Origin of the sequence: Mesorhizobium sp. LSJC280B00, from assembly GCF_000502835.1 — a bacterium.
Classification (GTDB): Bacteria; Pseudomonadota; Alphaproteobacteria; order Rhizobiales; family Rhizobiaceae; genus Mesorhizobium.
The window spans coordinates 39,851-61,558 of the sequence record NZ_AYVL01000024.1 but is presented as its reverse complement, the minus strand read 5'-3'; the positions used below and the strand labels follow the sequence as shown (position 1 = coordinate 61,558).

The 21,708-nt window shown below is 62.1% G+C and carries 15 protein-coding genes and 1 pseudogene; 5 read left to right on the top strand and 11 right to left on the bottom strand.

Annotation, left to right across the window (positions count from 1 at the left end):
* Nucleotides 1–8: 8 nt before the first annotated feature.
* The 8 genes from X773_RS65905 to X773_RS0138975 all read right to left on the bottom strand — a co-directional run bounded on the left by X773_RS65905 (nucleotide 9) and on the right by X773_RS0138975 (nucleotide 15,661).
* Nucleotides 9–2,843 (bottom strand): leucine-rich repeat domain-containing protein, encoded by a 2,835-nt coding sequence (locus X773_RS65905; protein WP_023679181.1) that lies wholly within the window; start codon nucleotides 2,841–2,843, stop codon nucleotides 9–11.
* Between the two features lie 65 nt (nucleotides 2,844–2,908).
* Complete coding sequence (locus X773_RS73835) at nucleotides 2,909–5,035, bottom strand: RICIN domain-containing protein (protein ID WP_023679180.1); 2,127 nt, start codon at nucleotides 5,033–5,035, stop codon at nucleotides 2,909–2,911.
* Between the two features lie 19 nt (nucleotides 5,036–5,054).
* Entirely contained in the window at nucleotides 5,055–7,082 is a 2,028-nt protein-coding gene (locus tag X773_RS77560) for a hypothetical protein (RefSeq protein WP_198023625.1), read from the bottom strand.
* Nucleotides 7,083–7,096: 14 nt separating this feature from the next.
* Nucleotides 7,097–8,437, bottom strand: a complete 1,341-nt coding sequence (locus X773_RS65890) for a hypothetical protein (protein WP_023679178.1) — start codon at nucleotides 8,435–8,437, stop codon at nucleotides 7,097–7,099.
* Nucleotides 8,434–12,282, bottom strand: a complete 3,849-nt coding sequence (locus X773_RS65885; protein ID WP_023679177.1) for a hypothetical protein — start codon at nucleotides 12,280–12,282, stop codon at nucleotides 8,434–8,436. The genes X773_RS65890 and X773_RS65885 overlap by 4 nt, the downstream gene beginning before the upstream one ends.
* Nucleotides 12,279–13,607 (bottom strand): hypothetical protein, encoded by a 1,329-nt coding sequence (locus X773_RS65880; RefSeq protein ID WP_156937419.1) that lies wholly within the window; start codon nucleotides 13,605–13,607, stop codon nucleotides 12,279–12,281. The genes X773_RS65885 and X773_RS65880 overlap by 4 nt, the downstream gene beginning before the upstream one ends.
* Nucleotides 13,604–14,734 carry a hypothetical protein gene (locus X773_RS65875; protein WP_245274782.1) on the bottom strand — a complete coding sequence of 377 codons (1,131 nt, stop codon included), beginning with the start codon at nucleotides 14,732–14,734 and terminating at the stop codon, nucleotides 13,604–13,606. Before X773_RS65875 ends, X773_RS65880 begins: the two co-directional genes overlap by 4 nt.
* Before the next feature lie 372 nt (nucleotides 14,735–15,106).
* A complete protein-coding gene (locus X773_RS0138975) occupies nucleotides 15,107–15,661 on the bottom strand; it encodes a DUF1566 domain-containing protein (RefSeq protein ID WP_031212469.1) in 555 nt (184 codons plus the stop codon).
* A 102-nt stretch (nucleotides 15,662–15,763) separates the two neighbouring features.
* On the opposite strand from X773_RS0138975, the gene X773_RS76665 reads away from it, so the two are divergent.
* Complete coding sequence (locus X773_RS76665; protein ID WP_198023624.1) at nucleotides 15,764–16,105, top strand: hypothetical protein; 342 nt, start codon at nucleotides 15,764–15,766, stop codon at nucleotides 16,103–16,105.
* A 215-nt stretch (nucleotides 16,106–16,320) separates the two neighbouring features.
* Here X773_RS76665 and X773_RS65865 read toward each other — a convergent pair whose 3' ends face one another.
* The gene (locus X773_RS65865; RefSeq protein ID WP_245274781.1) at nucleotides 16,321–16,683 is read right to left on the bottom strand and encodes an Lrp/AsnC ligand binding domain-containing protein; all 363 of its coding nucleotides are present in this window, start codon (nucleotides 16,681–16,683) and stop codon (nucleotides 16,321–16,323) included.
* A 25-nt stretch (nucleotides 16,684–16,708) separates the two neighbouring features.
* On the opposite strand from X773_RS65865, the pseudogene X773_RS78375 reads away from it, so the two are divergent.
* Nucleotides 16,709–16,939 (top strand): annotated as a pseudogene (locus X773_RS78375) (CopG family transcriptional regulator); the annotation flags it as partial.
* A 246-nt stretch (nucleotides 16,940–17,185) separates the two neighbouring features.
* Nucleotides 17,186–17,362, top strand: coding sequence for a hypothetical protein (locus X773_RS65860; RefSeq protein WP_156937418.1), 177 nt, complete (start codon nucleotides 17,186–17,188; stop codon nucleotides 17,360–17,362).
* Between the two features lie 768 nt (nucleotides 17,363–18,130).
* On the opposite strand, the gene X773_RS65855 is transcribed toward X773_RS65860, so the two are convergent.
* Together X773_RS65855 and X773_RS65850 are read right to left on the bottom strand one after the other, a co-directional pair.
* On the bottom strand, nucleotides 18,131–18,436 hold the full coding sequence (locus X773_RS65855; RefSeq protein ID WP_023679169.1) for a preprotein translocase subunit YajC: 306 nt from the start codon (nucleotides 18,434–18,436) through the stop codon (nucleotides 18,131–18,133).
* 517 nt (nucleotides 18,437–18,953) lie between these two features.
* Nucleotides 18,954–19,856 carry a hypothetical protein gene (locus X773_RS65850; RefSeq protein ID WP_023679168.1) on the bottom strand — a complete coding sequence of 301 codons (903 nt, stop codon included), beginning with the start codon at nucleotides 19,854–19,856 and terminating at the stop codon, nucleotides 18,954–18,956.
* 268 nt (nucleotides 19,857–20,124) lie between these two features.
* Here X773_RS65850 and X773_RS79130 point away from each other — a divergent pair, with 268 nt between their 5' ends.
* Both X773_RS79130 and X773_RS65840 read left to right on the top strand, forming a co-directional pair.
* Nucleotides 20,125–20,247: a hypothetical protein gene (locus tag X773_RS79130; RefSeq protein ID WP_280952129.1), complete on the top strand. Its 123-nt coding sequence runs from the start codon at nucleotides 20,125–20,127 to the stop codon at nucleotides 20,245–20,247.
* A 338-nt stretch (nucleotides 20,248–20,585) separates the two neighbouring features.
* Entirely contained in the window at nucleotides 20,586–21,641 is a 1,056-nt protein-coding gene (locus X773_RS65840; RefSeq protein WP_245274780.1) for a nucleotidyltransferase domain-containing protein, read from the top strand.
* Nucleotides 21,642–21,708: the final 67 nt, after the last annotated feature.

Below are 21,708 nucleotides of genomic sequence, written 5' to 3'. Positions count from 1 at the left end.
TGTAGGCATTACTGATGAATTTGCGGGCCCACGATGATGAGCTGCAAGCAGTTCGGGCGCGGACAGATGACCGAAGGCTGGACGGCGATCGCGTCGTGCAAGTGAATGTTTCCATCGAAGATGCGCAACGGCTCGCGGTTGCACGCTTCGGCGACTTGCGGGAGGAGCGGCTGCGGGAAGGAGCAGATCGGATTGTTGCCGAGATAGGACTTTCCGATCACCGGATGGACGTGAGCGAAGTTCTCGATCCGGTTGCCCCTCAGATCGACAATCGACAGCGCCGGAAGCGAGCCGAGCGGCAGTGCATCAAAGACCCGGTTGTTGCGTAGATCGATATTCGACAACGCCGGCATGTTCGACAGATTGCCGACATTGGCGATCTGGTTGTCGTCCAGGTAGATGTATTTGAGCCCGCCCGAGCCGAAGCGCGGGATCGCCGACAGCCGATTGGTGGCCAGGTTCAGTTTCTGAAGCCCCGTCAGCGATGCGATCGGCGAGGCGTCGGTGATCAGATTGTCGAACAGGTTGAGTTCGCCCAGTGCCCGGAAATGGACGACGGGGTTGACGGCGATGATCGACTTTTTGTTCAGCGTCAGACTGGTCAGTGACTGCGCCCAGTTCTGCGCTGCGCTGCAATCGGCGCTGTCGACGTGGTCGGCCTGCATGCGGCTCTCAAGCGCCGCCATGAAGCCGCGCGCGTCCCCGAGCGCGATCGAATCGAACCGATAGACGATGCAGTATTCCGCGAAGCTGGCGTACTGCAGCGGCAGGTTGCGCATGCCGGCGTCATCAAGCAGCGGCAGATCCGCCAAGGGCGTCACGGATTGCACGTGCGTGTTCGAGAAATAGAGCTTTGTCAGCTTGTTGAGCACTCCGACACCGATCAGGTTCGACAGTGGATTGCCGTCGACGTTCAGTTGTTCGAGGCGGCGCAGTTGCAATACCCCCTGGATCGAAGGGATCTGGTTGTTGCGAATCCAAAGCTTCGTCAGCCCCGGTACTGCCGACAGCGCCGCGACGTCGGACAGCTGATTGTCGGACAGGTCGATGGAGGTCAGATTGCCCATCACCGGGAACAGCGAGACGCTGGTCAACCCGCGGTTCTTCGCATCGGCGAACTGGCGTGAGCTGAGATCGTCATAGGCTCTGCCGCAGACAGTCTTGCCTGAGATAGACAGCAGCGCGTTCACTTCTGAGGCTTGCGCGGGTGTCAGAAAGTCGGTCTGGTTCCGCATCAGGCAGGCCGACAGGAACTCGGTCGCCTGCACAGGGTTGTCGGAAAGATCGAGATTAATCAGGCCCGGCAGCGCCGCCAGCGGCCTGACATTAGTGATCGAATTCTTTGACAGGTTGAGTATGGCTAGGTTGGTCAGACCGGCAAGCGGCGCGACGTCGGTGATGTCATTGCTCGACAGGTTGAGCGAGGTGAGTTGCGGTAAGGTGGCGAGCGGACGCAGGTCGCTGACGATCTTGGACGACAGGTCGAGCGCCGTGGTCGCCAGCAGCTTGTTGCCGACCGCCAAGCACGTCCCGCCGCCCTCCAATTCGACCATGGCGCGAATGGTCTGCCCAAGCGGGGTCGCCGCGTCGCGGTGCAGCACGCACAGGTCAACGAAGTTCTGCCCGCCGCCCGCGACGATTGGATTGCCGCTAAGATTGATGGCTAGCGTCGAGGGGAAGCTGCCGAGATTGGCAAAGGTCTCGATCTTGTTGTTGGCAAGGTTGAGGCTGGTCAGGCCGCCGAGCGCACTGAGTGGTTCGAGCATGTCGCCTGTCAGTCCATTGTTGCCGATGGACAGTGTCGAGAGCGCCTGCAGGAATTGCAGCGGTTCAAGGCTGGCAATCTTGTTGTTGTCGAGCGAAAGGTTTGTGAGCAGCGCCAGTGCTGAGAGCGCGCGGATGTCCGTGACGTCATTGTCGGAGACGTCGGCCCGCGTCAGCGCAGTCAGCGGCGCCAGCGCGTTGATGTTGCTGATGTGATTGCTGGAAATGTCGAGGAAGGTCAGCACCTTGAGCATGGTCAGCGGCCCGAGGTCGGCGATCGAGTTGTCGGCGATCGACAGGCTGGCGAGGTTCGCCAGCACCTCAATGGGCTCGAGTGATTGCACGCCCTTGCCGCTCAGGTTCAGCGTCGTGATCGATTCCAGGAAGGTCTGTGCGGTGGCGCAGGCGGCCGGGTTGCCGAGCGCGGAGACCCCGCCGGGTGTTGAATCGAGCACCGCCATCACCGTCGCCGTTTCAGCCGGCGTGCGGTCGCCCTTGATGCACCATTTCGCGAAGGTGGTCGGCTTGTCGACCAGCGGCGCGCCCGAGAGGCACGTGATGGTGTGGATCTTGCCAGCGAAGAACGGCGTGGGGTCGGCGTTCAGCGCCTGGTCGAGATTGAGCTTCAACTCGGTGACCAGCGGCGCGCAGCTGGGAATGTAGATCCGGTCGGAAAATGTCGTCGCGCCGAAGTCTGACGGAAATTGCAGGTAGTAGACGAGACCGCTGCCATTATCGTGCGCGAACACCTTGATCGGGTATGTCTCGCCCGATGGGCACAGCAGCGGGTTGGCGGCGGGATCTGCGGCGACGATCGCGCTGTCGACGGCGGTTAGCACCTCCGAGGGAACCGTCGCAAAGCCAAGTCCGCGGATCACCGCTTCCTCGTCCGCCTGGTCCTTGCAGCGGATGCGGTAGCCGCGCCCGTCGGAGATAAGCAGCGGATAATGCAGCCGGTTCGCCTCCAGTGCTGGATCCTCGAACAGCACAACCTTCGGCTCGTCCGCACGGGCCGGGCCGGCGCCGGCGGTCACGAGCATGACCAGAACAAGGAGCAGCGATTGGGCGATGCGGTTCATCTGGTTCCTCCTTTAGAGGCCCAAGCTGATCGATGCGGCTCAATCAGCCCGAACCACTGGCAGCGTTACATCTCGTCCGCCGCCTCGATGGTCCAATAGCTCGACGGATCGCGGTCGCAGGTGAACTGAAGGGCCGGGATGTTGTTCAAGTTGCTGACCCCGCCGGCAATGATCAGGCACTTGCCCGTCTGGACGTTTGCCGCCTGAACTCCATCGCGCGTCTCGACCAGGTTCCAGCGGCGTGAAGGATCGCCGTCACAGTTGAACTGCAAGGCTGGAATGTTGTTTTCGGTGCTGACTCCGCCGGCAATCGTCAGGCACTTGCCTGTCCGGACGTTGGCCACCTGGAAACCATCGCCTGTCTCGACCAGCCTCCAGCGCTGCCATTGACTGCCGTCGCAGTCGAATTGCACCGTCGGCGCATTGTTGTCGGTTCGTCCCTCCGCGACCGAAAGGCACCTTTCGGTTTGCCGGTTCACCAGCACGACTTCGGGGTCGGCCGCCCGGATGCTCCAGAACCGCGACGGATCGCGGTCGCAGTTGAACTGGAGGGCAGGGACGTCGTCATCAGTGCTCACCCCGCCGGCAATGGTCAGGCATTTCCCCGTCTGCACGTTTTCAGCCTGAAAGCCGTCACCGGTCGCGGTCAGCTTCCAGCGCCGCGACGGGTCCCGGTCGCAGCTGAATTGGAGGGCCGGAACGTTGTTGTCGGTGCTGACCCCGCCTGCAATCGTCAGGCATTTTCCGGTTCGCACGTTCTGCAGTTGAAAACCGTCATCCGTCTCGACCAGCTTCCAGCGGCGCCACTGGTCGCCGTCGCAGTTGAACTGTACGGCCGGCGCGTTGTTGTCGACGCGCCCCTCGGCAACAGCCAGGCATTTGCCGGTCTGCATGTTTGCCAGCACCACGTCGGCCTCCTTGATTGCCGTGATGCACGCTTCGAAAATCTTCCCGGTGACCGCGGTCGATTGCTCGGGTCGGGTGATGCAGACCGGATTGCCGTCCAGCGAAGGATTGAACGGGAGGATGGCGCTGACGGACTGCGCCGTGGCCAGGCGGTTCGCGCGCAGGTTCGGAGCGGCAAGCTTGGTCAGGCCCATCAAAGCGCTCGCATCCGCGATCCGATTCTTCGACAGATCGAGCGCCGTGAGTTCTTGCAGAAACCGCAGCGGCGACACGTCGGTGATCTTGTTGCTGGCCAGAACCAGCCGCGTCAGCGCCCGTGCCGAGGCGAGCGGCCGCAAGTCGGCGATCTGGTTGGAACTGAGGTCGGCGTCGGCCAGATCCTTCATTACGGCCGTCACGTTGATGTTGCTGATCCGGTTGCGCGACAGATCGAGAAACGCAAGCTTGGTCAGCTTTTCCAGATCGCGCGTGTCGGCGATCTCATTGCCGGACAAGGTCAGGCGCGTCAGATGGGTAAGTGTCGCCAGCGGCTCGAGATTTGTCAGCCGTCGCCCGGCCAGGTCGAGCGTCGTGCTCGACGCGAGAAAGTCCTGCGCGCTTGCGCAAGCCGCCGGATTGCCCAGCGCGGATGCCCCGCCGGGTGTCAGATCGAGCAGTTCCTCGACCGTCGTCTGCTGGGCCGGGTCAAGGTCATCCTTGCTGCACCAGCTGGCGAAGGTCGTCGGCCGTCCGGCAACCGGCGGGCCCGCGACGCATGCGATGGTATGGACCTTTCCGGCGAAGAACGGGGTGGGGTCGGCGTCAGTCGCCTGATTGAGGTTGAGCTTCAGTTCCGCGACGAGGGGCGCGCAGCCGGGAATGTAGAGTTGGTCGGAGAAGGATGTTGACCCGAAATCCGTCGGGAACTGTAGGTAGTATACGATCCCGCTGCCGCCGTCGTGCGCGAAGACCTTGATCGGGTAGTTCTCGTCGGATGGACACAACAGCGGATTGGCGGCGGGTTCGGCGGCGATGACCGCGTTGTCGACGGCGGTCAGCACTTGTGACGGGACGGTGGCGAAGCCCAGTCCGCGGATCACCGCCTCTTCGTCTGCCTGGGCGCCGCAGCGGATGCGGTAGCCGCGTCCTTCGGAGATGAGCAGGGGATAGTGCAAGCGAGTGACGTTCAGCGTTGGATCCTCGAACAGAACCACCTTCGGTTCCTCGGCGCGGGCCGGACCGGCGTCGATCGCCGCAAGCAGCACCAGCAGCAGAAGAAGAAGCAGCGATTGGGCGATGCGGTTCATCTGGTTTCTCCTCTCCGCTCTATTCGACCAGGCTGAAGTGGCCTGGCCCGCAGGCCCGGCTGGTGTTGTCGCGTGCGATGTCGTTGCCCGGCAGCAGGAAACTGGCGCTAGAGGCGCTGTCAGCGAAACTGACCGCGCAGCGGAAGCCCGACACCGTCGAGGTGGTGAAATTCGCTGACGAACCGCGCTCGAGCTGGATGGCGGAGCCGACCGCAAGGCCAGCTGCCATCGGCGCGAGCCCATCCGAGCGGCCCGCCACGACCGCCCCGCGCAGCACCAGCGGATTGGCTGCGGCGATGTCGGTGAAGTCCATCCGCATCAGGCTGTCGGAGGTAAGCACCGCGCCGAAGCGCGCGCGGACAATAGTGGAGCGGGCGGGCGCCTGGGCCGAGATCAGCAGCCGTGCCCGAACCCCCTGGATCGCCAGCATGTCTGCCTCCACCCTGAGCCCGCGCGCATAAAGATCGGCCAGGCACAGCGACGCGCCGCGCGCCATCGGCGACAATCCGTCCGCCACGGTGCCGATGGTCACATCGTCGAGCGCGACAGCGCCGTTCTGCGCGATCACGGCAACGACCTCGTCGGTTGTTTGAGCGGCTGCCCGCGCCAGATCGATCCGCTCGAGTTCAAGCCGCGGCAATCCGTCCGCGACGATGATGACGCCTGTTGCCGACAGGATGCATGAGGACGTGCCGGCCGGCACCCTGTTGGGGTTGCCGACGAGCCGTGCCCGGGCGACGCCGGGGGCCGGCGCCATGTGCACCGTTTTGAACGGCAGTCCCTTCAGGATCAGCGTCTGCGGCACCTGGACCGATGCGGGCAGTTCGAGCCTGAGATTCACCCGCCCGGCGCAATCGCCCTCAGAGGAGAACTGCATCAGTGTCAGCGTGCCACCATCATTGATGCGGCGAACGCACGTATCGCTGGCCGAGCCCCGGCAGTCGAAGCCGGTACCCGGCGACGGAGCGGCAGTCAGCGCGCGATCCGTCTCGTCCATCCAGTCGCCAATGCCGGGGGCGGACAGGCCGAGCGCCGAGGTCAGAAGCGGACAGCCAGTGAACGACAGGTTCCGCCCTTGCGCGAAGGTCCAGTCCAGCCGCGCATTGCCGAGGGGGTCGAGCGAGGTGATTGACAGACCGGCGGACAGCGGCGACAAGCCGAGGTCGACGCCCGGTTGCGCGAAGGCCGCGTGCTCGCGTTGATAGCCATCGCAATTCGACAGACACAGGTCGATGAAGGGCGCCGAGCGAAGCGCAGCTACCGCGTCGGCGCCGAGCGGGGTTACGGCTTCGGCCTCGGGGATGCCGAAGAATGACCGCAGTTTCTCCTCCGCCGCTTCCGCTGCGGGTGCATCGGCGATGATGTCGCGCGTCGCCTTGCCGTCGAGGCGCACAATCGGCAGGTAGGAGGGCTGCGCGCCTTCGCCCGGCGGCGTGTAGCCCACGACAAAAACCGTGTCGCCAATGCTTTCGGCGCTGAGGAAAGTTTCGAACCGGTGCAGGCTCCAGCGCGCCGCACTCGCCACCGCGACATCCGATGTGCCGCTAAGATCGCCGCGCCCGCAATCGAGTACGAACGGTGTCCCGACATCGGGCGGCGCGACAAAGCCCTGGAGCACGCCCGGCAGTTGCAGGCGCTCGCGGATGGCGAGCGCCGCCTTGATCTCCACACAGGCGGTGGGCACGGCGAAATAGCCGCCGCCCGAGAGAGAGGGGAGATAATAGTTGCCCGATGCCTCGACATCGGCCCAGATCGCGGTCGTCGCGGGCCAGGCGATATTGAATGCCGTGCCGGGACATGGCAACCGCGGCTGCGCCCCAAAGCCGTTTTCAGCCTGAAGCTTGGCGAGCGTCGCCTCCGAGACCGCGGCGGTGTCGGGCAAGTGCAGCAGCCGCTTCGCCTGGCTCCCGCTGGTGCAGCCGGCGAGTTCCACCGCCTTGCCGTCGAAAAGCGCGACATAGACGTCGTTGTTCTGGTCGGTGACGAAAGCGGCAAGCTGCGGCTCGGCGCGGGCCGCCGAAGCGCCCGCGAGAAGCAGGGTGAGCAAGACGGCCGCCTGTCTCATCGCAATTCGTTCAGGCAGCTTGCGGCGCGGGTGGGGTCCATATTGACCTCCGTCATCAACGGATCGAGGCCAGCCGACTGGCACAGCGCCTTAACCGAGATTGAGTGCGGCCCCTGGAAATCGACCGTAAGAGTTCCATTGGTGACCTGCCCGTTCTGGCCGACGCACAGCGGATTGTTGGCGAGCGCCGGCCGACGACAGGTGCGGATGACGTCGGCCATCGCGCGGCGGTTGGTCAGTTCGCAGAAGTAGATGCGGCAGAGGGCGCCGACCGCGGCGCGGTTTTCGGCGTCAGCATTGATGATGCGCTTGATGTCGGCGATCAGCGCGCTCGCCTTGCCCCCAAAGGCGAGGCCTTCTACCCGCGTCTTCTCGCCCGCGATCTCGCCCGACCGTTCGGTGATCTTCGGCATCAGGTTGATGTTTTCCGAGGTTATGAACAGTCCGCCTTTCCAGCGGTCGAACTCGTCGAGGATCGAGGTCGCCCTCAGGATCGCCTCGCGGTAGGCGTTGTAGATCGGCCCCATCCTGGTGTCGCGCGCCGCTACGTAGACCTGGTTCAGCGCGGCGTATTCCTTGTTCACTGTGTCGGCGCCTGCCTTGATGTCGTCGATGCCGGCGCGCGAACTCTGCACCAGGCCTTCGGCGCGTTTCAGCTTGCGGGAAAACATCGCCGTGATCGGGCTCTCGACGCTGGCGAAGTAGCTCTCGATCACATTGTCGGCCGCCCCGTCGGCGAAGGCATCGATCTCGATGTCGGACAGATTGGAGATCAGGCCGCACTGGGCGTCGAAATCGGCGCTCAAGGGCCCAGCCTGGCAGGCGCTCACCTCGGCCAGCCTCTGCTCGAGCGTCCGGTTCGAAGCGAGCCCGTCGGCGTACTCGAACAGCGCATGGTTCCATTCGATCGCGTTCAGGTCTGCCTGGCTGTGCCGCCGGTCGCGGCAGAACAGCGTCTGCTCCATCCGGCTCTGGTTGCCCGAAGCGCGGTAGGCGTCGAGGTGACGCGTCGCCTCGGCGCAGATCGCCAGGCCTGAAACCAGCCCGGCGAGCTGCTGGTGGACGGGCGGCAGCCCGCGTGTCTGTGCCTCCCGCATCAGGCTGGCCGCGCGTTGGCTGTCGTCGGGACTGCGGGCTGGGCGGTGGAAGACGCAGAGGCCTTGCTCGAAGGTCTTCAGCGTGCCGTCAGGAATGGCCGGCCCCTCGCAATTTGGAGCGTCGAGAACGCGCGATTCGATTGTATAGCCGGCGAGATTGTCGACGAAGAGGTCGCGCGCGGCCGCTCCCGTCGCGCCAAACGCCAGAGCGAGCGCTGCTGTGGCGACGATGGCTCTCATGACGCGCTCGCGAAGATGAAATAGAGGGTGAACACAGCGCCGTCGAAGGGGCAGTCGCTCGGCTGCAGCGACAGCCGGTACGAGCCGATAAGCGGCGCGCCGAGATAGGGCAGGATCAGGCTGGTGTCGTTCGAAGGTCCGGGCGCGCGCGGAAACTTGCGCGCCTGGTAGCGATCCTGCACCCAGTAGCGGATGATCCGGCTGATCTCGTCGCCGCTGTCGGCCTGGTTGAAAAAGGTCTGCAAGGCGACCCGCTCTGGTCCGACCGAAATGTCGGCGCGGACCTCGTTCGACCCCTTGGTCAGCGGCTTGAACACGAAGCCGCTGCCGCGGTGTTGCAAGGCGAAGCGGTTCCACTGCGCGCCAGTGCACTGGTAGTCGGTGCCGACGAAGACATCGATCAGGGTCAGGTTCTTGCGCTCACGGAATTTGTTGGGCGCCCACAGCGCGAAATAGCCGTTCGCCTTCATCAGCGCGTCGGTCGACGCGAAGGGCGAAACCTCGAACTCGACATTCTCGTCGAGCGCCAGCTTGCGGGCGAAACCGGAATTGGCGGGCACTACGATCTGGGCGACATCGATATTGATCTGCCGCTCGTCGAAGAAGCGCTTGGCAACGATGTCGTCTATCATCGCCTGGAGCTGGGTTGCGTTGCGCACATAGACCACGGGCACGGTTGCGGCCTCGCCGGTGAAGGCCTGCACCACTTCAAAGCGGCGACGCATCAGGTGCATCAGCCGGTTGGCGGTCTCGAGCACGCGCCGCTTGGTCACCAGATATTCGGGAATGCCCTTCATCAGGTCGGCGACGGTGTCCTGGGTCGCGATGAACAGATTCTTGCGCGCCGCCGGATCGTCGATCTGGGTGACCAGCTTTGTCATGTTCTCCTGCTGCTTTGTCACCTCGGCCTGAACGTTGCCCTGGAACTTCAGAATGCTGTCCTGCAGCGCGCGGCTCTTGAGACCGAGATCCTTGGCTTGGTTCAGGCCTGCTACGAGTTCCTCGGTGTTGCCGCGCGACTGCGTGATGCGCTGCTCGACGAAGGCGAGTTCGGCATCGTTCAGCGCCAGCATCTTCTCCTTCTGTCGGTCGCGCAGCTCGTTGATCAAGTTGGTCGAGGCATTTGATTCCTCGGCGAGACCGGTCACTGTCGTCTGCGCAGCGCGGACGCGGTCGATGCGGCCGTTGGTTGCAGCGACCAGTTCGGCGACACGTGCATTATCCTGGTTGAGCTGGGCTTCCGACAGGGACAGCTTGTCGAGTTCCAGATTGAGAATCCCGATCTCGTTGGTCAGCCGGTCGATCGTGCGCTGCTGGTCGGTGATCTGGAAACTGAGCATGTCGTTTTCGCGCGCCTGAAGATCGAGCCCCGCGAGGATGCGTTCGTGGTCGGACTTGAGCCGCGCCACCTGCTCGTCGATGCCGAGATCCTGGCTCTGGCAGTCGACGGCCGCCATCGAGCCTTGCAGCGCCAGTTCCTTGATGTCCTGCGCCCCTTGCGCCAACCGGCCGGCCAATTGGAAATGCGTGTCGACCAGCGCCCTTGCCTTGAGGGCCTTGTCAAGATCGAGTTGCTCGATCGCCTGGCGGAGCTGCGTAAGACGCTGCTTCAGCGCATTGATTTCATTTATATTCGCCTGAGAGATCTGGCCGGTGTTGATGATCGTCGACAGGATGGATTGGGCCGCTTCCAAGGCCGCCCTGATCGGTTTGGCGACGTCTATCACCGTCGCGACGCCGCTGCCCAAACCGCAGGCGCAGGTGATGATTTCGGGCACTGCGGCGCCGATCGAGTATGCACCTTGCACCGACGTCAGGATGATCTGCGCGGCCTGTGTGGTGCCGTTGAACGCGGCAAACCAGGTGATCACTTCCGTCAGCTGGCCGTCGACCTGGTCACGCGCCTCCTCAAGGTCCGCCTTCTTCTTTGCATAGACGTCCCGCTCGGCTTCGTACAGTTTCTTGGCGAAGTCGGTTTCCGTCTGGGAAAAAGAACCGCAATCGACGTTCGCCAGTTCCTGCGGCAGCGGGATGTTCGACGTGATCATTTGCTGGTCGGACATCAGCGGCTCGACATCGGCGAAGTCGGCGTTGCCGATGACGCACTTCATCAGGAACGCTCTCGCTTGTGTCTGCGTGTTCACGAGCTGCGCCCTGAGGCCCGACTGACCGTCCGGGCCGCACATCTGGGTAACGTATTGGTTGCGCGTGAAGGCCGGCGTCACAGTCTGGCATACCTGTTCGCCTGCGAGCAGCGGCGTGAACGGATGGTCGGCCGTGTCTCCAATCAGGGCAAGCTGGTTCTCGATGCCGCAAAGCTGCTCGCGGTCGACGGCCCGGCGGCGCTGATAGAGGTCGGTCTGGCGCAGTTGCAGTTCGGTGAGTGCGTCGTTGGCGCGGCCGATCGCACCCTGGTTGTTGGTGATCTGCGTTTGAAGGATCTGCCGCTGGCGAACCGCCTGTTCGAGCTCGTTGGCGTTGCGTTCGGTCTGGCGGGCATATTCGGTGATCTGGCTCTCGAGCGAGGAAATCTGCAGATCGAGGTTCATCTGCGTCATTTCCCAGTTCAGCAGCCAGCGCAGTTCGTTGCGCCGCTCGACTTCGGCCTCCTTGGAGAGGACGATTAGGTCGAGTTCCTGTCTGTCATTGATCTGACGGCGCTGGTTCTCGAACTCGGCGATCTTGGTGCCGAGCTCGATCTCTAGCGACCTGATCTGCTGGCGATAGCCGAACGTGTCCTTCTCGGCGTCGACCGCGTTGATCTCTTGCTGGACGGTGGTGGCGAAGGTCTGCGCTTCGTGCTCCAGCTTGCCGATCTTGTGGGCGATCAGGTTGACTTCCTGGCTGCGGATCGTCCGCTCCTCGTCGAGCGCGCGCGTCGCTTCGCCTTCCTTGTTGGCGTACCACCGCTCAACCAGCGCCTCGACATTGCGCTCGACCTCGGTCAGTCGCTGTTCGCTTTCGGCCAGGGCCTGCTGCAGTTCCTCGAACGGGATCGTCGTGAACTGCATGGGGTCGATGTTGAGGAACAGGAAACCCTTGCGCACGCTTTCCATGCGCGCATCAAGGTCGCTCTGCTGAAGCAGCAGATCGGCGCGTAGGTCGTCGTAGGTGGACTCGCCCGGAATATCCATCTCCGTCTCGACCAGCACCCACATTGCGGCCTCGTAATTGGTGTAGGCCTTGGAGAGGTTGGGTTGACTGTTGAGGCCGGCGCCTCCGGCAGCGCCCAGCGTATCGCTGACCAGGAAGTCGAGTGCCTTGACGCGCGCCTCCGAGAGCGTCTGATACCAGACGTCGCCGGTGTTCATCAGCAACTGGATCTTCAAAGAGGACAGCGCCGTTAGCTGCCGCACGAAGGTGCGGTAACTCGCATCCTCTCCCGCCGCGGCTCCCTGGTCACCGCCTTGCTGTCGTGCGAGAATGCGAAGGCCCCGGTCGACGATCTCGATGCCTTGGCGGCCGAATTCCTGCGCCGCCTGCGGCGAAACCGGCGTATCGTTGCGGCTGACGCCGCTGGCCGACGACAGGAACGGCATGTCGGCGGCGAGGAACAAGCGATAGCGGCCGAGTTGCAGGTGGCAGTCGAAATCGCACACGATCGCCAGCCGTCCGGTCGCCTCGTTGCCGCAGGTCGTCAGGAACTGTTCGAGTTCGGTGGCGACTTCACCCATATATTTCACGTCGGCGCGGAAATTGGCGATCTTGAGCAGCGTCGTCAGCTCGCCGGCATGGCCGGCCGCCGCGTCAACATCGAGCGCCATGCAGTCCTGCGCGCGCGCCATTCCGGCAGCGCCAAAGATGAAGCCGACGACCAGTCCGCAAAGCAGGAAAAACCGTCTCATGGCTGCCCCGTCGTCAACAAGACCTCGGAAATCTGGCGCACGTGCCGGGCAAGTTCGGCCATCTGCACCTTGGAAAGCGATGGGTTCTGGAACCGCCCGACCACAGCCCGGGCATGGTTGATGCAGTCCTCGTAGGGGCCGTTGATCTTTGCGGTCAGTGCGCCGGTCTCGAGCGTGAGGTCGAGCGCCGAATACGCGCCGGCCAGTCCCGCGCAGGAAGAAAGCTCTGCCGTGATTGTCGGATCGTCGACGACATGCGCGAGGCCGGACAGGGCCGTCATCACGCCTTCGATCTGCCCGACGATCTGCGTCATCCTTGCCTTGCCGTCTTCGAATTCCTTCAGCGAATCCGGCTGGTTGAGGCTGGAGAGATCGACGGCTTGCAGCGTGGCGATCGTCTCGGCTGCCTTCAGCTGATCCTCCTTGACGAGCACCATGTTGGCCTGCGCGTTGCCGAGCACACGTTCCAACTCCATCACCTCGGCAGACTTGATCGACACGTCCATTTCGTTGACCAGCGACTGGTATTCGGTCGAAGCGGCGTTCATCAGGTTGAGCGTGTCGTCGACCTTCGTCCTGACCGCCTTGACGATCTGCCCGCGCACCCGCGTTTCGATCAGATTGGTCGTTTCGGCGCGCCCGCGCACTGGCTTGGCCGAACAGACCAGCTTCGCCAGCGCGTCCGAGCCGAGCCGTGCGCGTACGGCTTCGATTATCGGGAATAGCGGACGCCAGGCGGCAGGCAGCACATCCGCGCTTGCGCCCGATAAAGGCCCGGCATCGATCTCGTTCATCCGCGTCAGATGCCGGCATTTCTCCGGCAAGTCGGCCCCGGAGAAGTAAAGCCGCCCGGTAATCAGATAGGCCTCGACGCCAGCGGCGTATTGTCGGCCGACGAGGGCGGCGAGCTCTTCGGCGTTATCGGTCGAGACTGGGGCGAAGAAGCGGTAGCGGCTCAGATAGATCTCCGCCCAGGCGAGGCGTCGCATCAGCACCGAGGCGTCGTCGGCCGAAAGCGGGATGACCGGAAAGCCGACGCTGCGGCTGCCGCCGGAGGGGCCTGACGCCTCGCCGATCACCTCGCCGGTGAAGGGCAGGCCGAAATCGGGCTGCGTCGCCTCGTGACTCGGTTCGACGGCGGCGGGGCCGGGGGCGAGCAGGCTGAACCGGGTCGTCTCGGGCGTCGCGCTGGAGAGCGTCGCGTTCCAGAAACCATCGAGCTTCTCCGACGTGTAAGCGCGCTCCAGGATCGATCCGGCGCCGGCTTTGCCGGCCAACACGCAACTGACGATCACGAACAACGCAATGTCTCGGAAGCTTGTCATCGGCAGTACCACACCCTGTCGGCCGCGCCAGCCTGGGCGCAGATGCCGGTCGCAGCGCCGTGCGCCTTCCAGTCCGCCTTAATCTTGGCGAGATCGTTGAATGCGCCCTGTGCCGCGTTGTCGGCATGAACCTCGGCATCCAGTCGCCAGAAGGGCTTTGCCGGATCGGTCGGCAGCAGCACCCCGATCATGTTGATGTGGAAGGCGGAGACTTTGAGAAAGTCCTCGGCGCTTGCGACCGTCTTGCGATTGAGATTGGCGTATTGCTCAGGCGTTACGTCACCGAGCGCCCGCTTGAACTCTTCCTCCGAGACTTCGACGGAGCGCAGCATCTGCGTCGTCTTCGCCGCCAGCCCGTCGAGGATTGAGGTGTTGGCGACCAGCGTCGCGCCCGCACCGCTCACCGGTCCGAAGATCTCCGCGAAAATGACGCGGATCGCCTTCAAGTGCGTATCGGCCGATTTGATCTCGACGCGGCGCAAAGCGATGCCTGTTTCGAGATCGGACGCCCGACTGACGAAGCCGCTCAGCGCGCCTTGCAGCGTTTTGAACGAGGAACGGGCTTCCGGCGGCGGCTGCAGGAACACGGAGCGCGCATAGCGTACGGCCTCACTGCGGGCGATGTCCTCGACGGTGGCGCGTGTGAGCGCCGATTCCGGGCAACCGGTGACGTCGCCGAGGTCAGTCAGCATCTGCGCGGCATGATAGATTTGATCCATCTGTCGCACCGTCCCGAACGAGCCGCTGGTGGTGAACTTGGCCTCGACTCCGGACAGGTAGTCACTCAGGTATTCGCGCGCGAACTTCACCATCTCGCACTGCACGCCGGCGGCGCGTTCGCGAATGTGGCGGCCGTAGAACGAGGCGCCGACGAAGTATTTCTGGTCAGGCGTCGGTTCGAACCGTTCGACGAAGAGCGACTGGATGACGGTATCATATTCGCCGCACGCATAGGTGCGTTCAAGGCATGCGGGGTCGGTCTGCAGGTCGCACTGCGATAGCGCGGGGCCGCACATTTGCTGAGCTGCCGCAAGGTCAATCCCTTCGCCGTAGACAAGAAACGCTGCCACGACGATCGCCGGATTGAAGATGTATCTCTTCAGCAAGACGATCAAAAGAAAATGCACAAAAGCCCCCCGGCCACCGAAGCGGCGGCCTCATCGCTCCTCTATAGGCAATATTTTTGCAGGATTAGTTTTGTATTGGCTCGTTACAGCGAGGATCGGCCACGGAAAGCGTGGCCAATTCAAATTCAACTTCGCTTTAAAATGCACTGCTAAAGTAAGATAGAACGGTTTGTCTGTCGATACACGTGGCTTTTTGCATTCCGTTACGGAAATCCGTGCCTAAGTGTCGATGCAGTTAACGTTTCGTAAAGAATTGTCTTTTCCGCTCTCTTGGCCCGTCCAAGCATCGTTCGCGCCCACGGTTCGAATGCGGGAGGTCACGATCCGGCCTTGGGCCTAACCTCAACCAATCTGCGCGGGCTGCCAGGTTAGCTAGTCCAAGCCTGTGGCGGGCGCCCCAAAAACGCACCATACGCCTGCCTTCTTGGACGCTTCAAGCGGACGCACCAGAGTGGTGGGGGCACTGAACGCAACGACCGCAAAGGACCCTGCCAGGCCCGGCCATTCAGTGCGGGTCCAGTATTCGGTTTCGCTACGCGCGAGCGGCGGCAGCTTGTATTGCGCGAACGCCTCGCGCTGGCTTGGCCAGTCCGCCGAATCGAGGCTCGTCAGTTCCGCCATCGTCGGAAGCTGCCAGCCCATGTCGCCGTACGGCCCGCCTTGCCCGAGCGTAGCGCAGTACCCCATCGCGTCGCTCAGCGTTGCGGGTTGATCAAGCCTGTCTAGCCGGGCAACGAGGCAAGTGCGTTGGTCGACGAAGGCTTTGCCGTCATGTTCAGCGAGCAGCCAGAAATTTTGATCACTCAGCGGCTGGCGGGCCTGCTTGTGCACGATACCGCAAGGTGCGGCTTGGGATTGTGGCGCTGATATGGTTGCGAAAACGGCAAGCCCTATGCTGAAAGTCGCAAGAGTGGCGATCCGAAGCATGCCTTCCTCCTCCTTGGCCGCGCGTTCGACACGGCAATCGAATAAGCGTAGTTGAACCGGCGAACAATTGAAAGTTCCTGCACTTCCCCGGTTGCCTTGTAGATGATCGAAGCCTTGGCCCGACGAAGCGAATGCGTGCAGGAATCCTCGAGCCGAACACCGATCGTTTTCAACGCATTCATCGAGCACCCGGGAGTATTGCCTTGTGCTCATATGCGCCGAACGATCAATTCTGGTCTGGAAGTAATCCTCGGTCGTTTCTGCGCCGTCGAGCTAGAGAAAAAGCTCGACCGCACGCGTCCGCATCTTCGGACCGATGAGCAAGCTTTCGATCTTGGTCTTCACAAGGTCACATCCGCGCAACATGCTAACGACGGCGAGATTGAACAAAGCTCGATGACGCGAGCGACCGTCTCGATCGAGGAAGCGTGGCATAAGGGGTGAGATCAAGCAGTCCTGGCCAGTCAGCGATGCGCTAGCGGGAAATGGCCTGCCGCGGAGAGGGCGCGTGTCTCAAGTCCCCAGGAATCGAGGGTAACTTTGACATAGTTGAACGACAACGCTGGCCGCGCCCTATGTGACCGAAGACATCTTCACCCCACTGGCTACCCGTTAGGTCGTGTGGACACTTGTGTGATCGATAGGACGATCCGCAGGCGTCAAAGCGGCAACAACGCGTCGGGCTTCACATCACCGATCGATGCGAAACGATGCGTTTCCCTGACACCAGGAAGCGGCAGAATGACCCGCTGCAGGAATTCCTGAAACGTCGCCATGTCAGCTATTCGTGCTTTGACCAGGTAGTCGAAACCACCAATCACCATATGGCATTCGATGATTTCGGGTGCCTTCGCAACAGCCTCCGCAAAGCGGTCGAAGACGTGTGGCGCGGTATGATCGAGCCTTACCTCGACAAAGACGCCTGTGATCGAACCCTCGAAGATCGGACGCGGCACCCTGGCGGTTCGGCTTCCTTGCAACCCAAGGGTGTCAGATCTTGCGTCTCGACGCAGGGCTGCCATTGCGCATTTGTGCCGTGCGGCTCCGCGGAAGGAAAGGGACGGGGGGGCACCCATTGAGACGCTGGCACTGTTCGTCCGCTTTTGGCTCAACTCGACCCCAGCCTTGCCGGAATCCGCACAGGCCGAAGCCCGCGCGAAGGGTTTGCAGCGCTATGACAATTTCGTCGATGCGCTCGGTCGCCGGCTCAGCAAAGGACCAAGGCTGAGGCAAGAAATAGCCGACGATGTCCCGCCAGCGCCGCCAGCGACTGGATGAGCTGCCGGCAAGGCAGGCGCTTCAACAGCCCAACGCCGGTGCCCGATTGCGGAGCTATTTTGCGCAGCTGATGCCCATCAGATCACCGTTCATCGGAGCGGCGGGCCTCGGCAAGGGTTATTGCCAGCGAAACCGGACATCGGACCACAATCGATGCTCAGGGCTTCCTTCTTAAGCGCAGTAACTTTGAAACAAATCCTGCCGGCAGGCCTTCCAGGATGGCGGGCGGCGTTGCCGGAGGACCCAATGCCCGACGAATACAATGACATCGTCATCCCCCAAGACCACGATGCATCGCCACTTCGGGAGGAGGAGTATTTCGTCGTCTGCCCGGCGTGCGGTCAGGCGTTCGACATCAGGTGTATGGCAGAGGCGCTTCATCACAACGAGCTGGGCCACGAGCCCTACGACCTTGACTCATAGTCGGCAGTTACCGACGACCCTCGACGAACGTCGAGCCTGGTCGAGACCCACACCGAGGGTAAGTTCTCGCTCATCTGGCCCGGCGTTGCCGTCTGATCGGCTTACAACGAATCCCGTCGCAAGGGCGGAGCTTCGCCGGCACGCTATGTCGTGACAGATACCTTGCGGCCTTTCAGCGACGACTTGATTGCCGTTGCGGTTGTTGTCGATGCGGTCGCGGCCGTCACCGACCGGGTTGTTAACCCAGGGGAGGCGCTTACTCCACCGCAACCATGTCGCCCAGTTCCGTCGCGACGCTCCGAAGCAGACCTATTGCCGGCATCGGGGCCGGGACGAACATGTGATCTCCATAATGGGTACGAGCCGGAGCCCATCGCGATTGAAACTGCTGACCGGCGATCAGGCGCTCGTTGCAGAGAAAGGTTACGATCAATCGCGATGCCCGCGCTGCCTTCACCCGAAATGTGCTGGGCGTCTCCTTCCACAGCGCACACGTGCGACACGTCCTGGACGGGCGCGTCGCCTGTTGCCGAGAGCGACGATCGCGAATCCGAACGCTGGACGGCAGGTGAGGCGCGGTTGCGACTTGCTTCACCAGTAATCCGAAGACGCCAGGGACGCACTACGCTGGACGCGTGCCCTAGCTGTCGAGTTCCCATTTATCCGTTCGTCCGCTCCATATCCGGCTGGACCGCGCCGCACCCTTGGGCTGTTCAAAGGCGTTGGCATCTTCCCTACGCCGACACCGGCCGTTGTATCGCCGGAGCGTCAACCCGCTGAAGTCCGGCGGTGCTTTCCCAGCCGAGTGATCGCCGACTTGTCGACCGTGATCACCCCGCCGCAGTCAATCCGCACAGAGAGTTTGTTCGCCCCGCAATCGATGCGGGTGACGTCCCCAACAAGAACCACTCGGTCGCCGGCCCGGACTTTGGGTGGCGGATCAATCGTATAAGGATGGTCATACGAAGGAATGCTCACCCTGGCGCGCCCGCTGGGGAGAATCGTGATGACGGTACCTGCCAGCGCAACCTCATCGCCGACCTCAAATTCGCGAGGCATGTTAACGTGCAGCATGGTCTTCCTCCCGATGCTTTCCAAATTGATGCTTTGCTAATGCCCGGCCAACCAGGTTGGTTGCTTGCAATCGGCTTCGTACGGTTCCGCACAATTCCAAGCTGGGGTATGCACTCCCAGTTGGCCTCGGATCAGCATTGTGTGCGTCGAATTCTGCAGAAATGGCTTTACATTCAGCGATGACCTTGGCGCGCCCAGGCCCGTGTTAGCGGAGCGGCGAACTTCCTCTCGGTCGGCGATGGCCATAAACGCGGAGCGTGGAGCGAAAATGGATCCTTCGCCTTCGGGTACTTCGTCCGGTAAATTCGAAGAACGCCGACGCTGGCTTCAGCTGCCACGCGGGTTATTGGAGCCAGATCATTGATGCGCGTGTCGCGCGCCTACGGCAGGTCAAGTTCGGTTTCATGCGTCCCGATCTTCAAGGCCAGCGACGCCATCATCCGGCAATGTTCAGCCAGCTCATATGTTGTTCGCAATTGCTGCACATGGAAGGTTCCGATCGGTTGACATTTCAACACTAGAGCAACCGGACAGACGCTGGAAGCGGCCCAAGCCTTGCCCTTCTTCGGGCCAGGCTTCGAGCTTTTTGGCGAGCTATCCTGAGTTCGGGCAGCGTTGGTTGCCACCAGCCTCGTTGCCGTTCCGCTAACTCGGCAGCACGCCGAGCGGGCCATGTTCTAATCAATTCAGCCAACGTCGCCGGACGCCATCTGCCCCAGACATGGTCGACGTTCGCCTCGATCAAATGCGGATAGACCGCTGCTAACTCCGAGGCGTCGACGAGTTCGCCCGAAATCTCGGTGAAGACCACAATGCCGTATTGCTCCGTCGCCACGGCACGGCCAAGCCGGGGTAAATCGTCAGGGGGCAGTGGATAGCGACGTCGCCTGCGTTCGGCATACCGCAATCTAGCGGCTTTATATTCCTCGGAGTCTTTGGACGCTTCCCGTCGCCGTTTCCTCGCCTCCGGTTCTGCGCGGCCTGCGGCCCTTTCGATGCTTGGCCAATGGCGCCTCAACTCCTCGTATGAGCGGAAAGGCACCCTCCAGGCCCGCAGTTCGTCGTCCCAGCTCGCCCATGGAACGGCTCGCAATTCCTCAAGAACCGTCCGCGAATATGGCGTGCGGATTCGTAGGTCGTCCGCGACTTCCAGATACCGGCTCGACAGGGGATCGAAGGCGAAGGCATCCCGTCCCTTGCTGTCATCATGTGCTACTCGTAGATCCGCCTCTTGCGCCTGCCAGCGCAGGATGCGCCGCGCGGCAGTCTTTCCCGGCACGAACCAGCTTTTGCGCTCGTAACTCCACCTGGCGCGCGGAAATGCCTGTCGAAACCGCTCAACCGCCGCGCGATCGTACGGAAAGCGCGCTTCGGCTCCAGGAGCTGGCTGCGGTGCAGCAGGGGCGTCGGATTTTTCCATCAGATTGCGAAGCACAGCACTGCTCGCAAACAACGCGGTGCAGTTCATTTGGGTCCAAGAGCACCAGAACGTATGGTCAGAGCCGCTAGGGGCAGCCAATGAGGCGATCGGTGAAACTGCTGAATGCTAGCGTGGGAAAGCTTCGCCGCGCCGGACCGTTTATTTTGCTCCAGGAGAGGTCCATTCATGCCCAGACTAGATGCAAAAACCCAATTGCCAGACGGCCAACGAGCCCTCGTTCGCGTCCCCTGAAAGCGAGGAGACGGAAGTGAACCACTTCGTCGAAACGCAAAGTGTATCGCCAGCCCAGGCGCGGGAGCTTGTGCGGCGCCACGGAAACGACTGGCGTAAGATCGATGATGCCGCCAAGTCTTATAAGGACGACAGCTAAGCACTTCCAAGCCGGGGGAAAGGGAGCTTTGTCACGACATCCGCGGAGTTGCAAATCGAGCGGATCGGCTTGAGGTGACGAATGACCACCATCGCCATATTGGTAGCTTTCTCACACCGTTTGCACCGGCCCGGTGGTCTGGGGATCGAATAAAACCAGCGAAGGCCGCGTTCGAGCGGCGCTTTTGCTTCGACTGCGCTGCCGTAGAAAAGCCGCTCCGTCGTCATATTTTTTAATTAATACAGTTACTTCAACAGTCGCAGTGGAATCACGTGAGAGCTGTTGCAATCGGGCGCTCCGCCGCCTATTGTGTCTTGCAACAGCTCTGAGCTAAACGTATGGTAACTGTTGAATTGATTGATTTTGTTGAATTAAATAACGATCAGCGTCGGGAAAAAGTCAATTCCGACCAACGTTTCATTGCGCTCAAAGAGGCCCAAAGGAAGGCGAAGAGCTTTCGGGGATCCCTCGTCTGGCACACCGTGAACGGCATCGACCATTTGATGCGAAGCTACTACGACGCCGCTGGCGTACGACACCAAAAGGCAGAGGGTCGGCGCTCGCCGGCGAGCGAAGCTGTCAAGGCGGATTGGGAAGCAGCTCGCGCGTCCGCCCAAGAAACGCTCTCTGCGCGACAGGAGCAGATGGAGCGCCAATCTGCTGTCAATCGCGCGCTCCGGCTTGGGCGTGTTCCCCTGATCGCCGCAAGAATTATCAGAGCAATCGATAACGCCGGTCTTCTCGGGGAAGGCATTCGTATTGCAGGCACGAATGCGATCTACGCCTATGAGGCGGCGGCCGGAGTGTTCGTGGATCCCGGAATCACATCGACGCAAGATATCGATCTCCTCATGGACTCGCGCCAGTCCCTCAGGATCATGTCTGGCGCCAACGTCGAAGATGGAGCGCTCATCAACCTTTTGCGCAAGGTCGATCGGTCTTTCGAGCGTTCATCCGCCACATTCCGCGCGGTGAACCGCGACGGATATCTCGTCGATCTGATCAAACCGCTCGCAAACCCGGCGTGGAAGCCGAGCCGGGAAACTATCGGGAAGGCTGACGACGAATTGGTGGCCGCCGAGATCGCCGGCCTGGCATGGTTGGAAAATGCCCCTGCTTTCGAAGCAATCGCCATCGATGAAAAAGGCGGACCGTTACGGCTCGTGGCACCCGATCCGCGTATTTTTTCCGCTCACAAATTCTGGGTCTCAAAACGAGCTGATCGCGAGCCAATCAAGCGCCGTCGCGACCTGGCCCAAGCGCAAGTGGTTGCCCGGCTGACGACGCAGTATCTCGAGCATCTCCCCTACGAAGCAAGCGAGCTTCGGGTCCTCCCAAGGGCCGTTTTCGACGAGGCCCATCATTTGTTCGCACAACCAGCGTCGCGGCCGTGAATGTCTGAGCAACATGTTGGCCGGCTGGATTGGCCCTCAACTTCCGACCGATCGAAGACGCGGCCCA

Excerpts from the sequence above, each read along its gene's own strand:
- X773_RS65905 (WP_023679181.1), bottom strand. The coding sequence starts at position 2,843 with ATGAACCGCATCGCCCAATCGCTGCTCCTTGTTCTGGTCATGCTCGTG.
- X773_RS73835 (WP_023679180.1), bottom strand. The coding sequence starts at position 5,035 with ATGAACCGCATCGCCCAATCGCTGCTTCTTCTTCTGCTGCTGGTGCTG.
- X773_RS65890 (WP_023679178.1), bottom strand. The coding sequence starts at position 8,437 with ATGAGAGCCATCGTCGCCACAGCAGCGCTCGCTCTGGCGTTTGGCGCG.
- X773_RS65885 (WP_023679177.1), bottom strand. The coding sequence starts at position 12,282 with ATGAGACGGTTTTTCCTGCTTTGCGGACTGGTCGTCGGCTTCATCTTT.
- X773_RS65880 (WP_156937419.1), bottom strand. The coding sequence starts at position 13,607 with ATGACAAGCTTCCGAGACATTGCGTTGTTCGTGATCGTCAGTTGCGTG.
- X773_RS0138975 (WP_031212469.1), bottom strand. The coding sequence starts at position 15,661 with ATGCTTCGGATCGCCACTCTTGCGACTTTCAGCATAGGGCTTGCCGTT.
- X773_RS76665 (WP_198023624.1), top strand. The coding sequence starts at position 15,764 with ATGATCGAAGCCTTGGCCCGACGAAGCGAATGCGTGCAGGAATCCTCG.
- X773_RS65865 (WP_245274781.1), bottom strand. The coding sequence starts at position 16,683 with ATGGCAGCCCTGCGTCGAGACGCAAGATCTGACACCCTTGGGTTGCAA.
- X773_RS65860 (WP_156937418.1), top strand. The coding sequence starts at position 17,186 with ATGCCCGACGAATACAATGACATCGTCATCCCCCAAGACCACGATGCA.
- X773_RS65855 (WP_023679169.1), bottom strand. The coding sequence starts at position 18,436 with ATGCTGCACGTTAACATGCCTCGCGAATTTGAGGTCGGCGATGAGGTT.
- X773_RS65850 (WP_023679168.1), bottom strand. The coding sequence starts at position 19,856 with ATGGAAAAATCCGACGCCCCTGCTGCACCGCAGCCAGCTCCTGGAGCC.
- X773_RS65840 (WP_245274780.1), top strand. The coding sequence starts at position 20,586 with ATGGTAACTGTTGAATTGATTGATTTTGTTGAATTAAATAACGATCAG.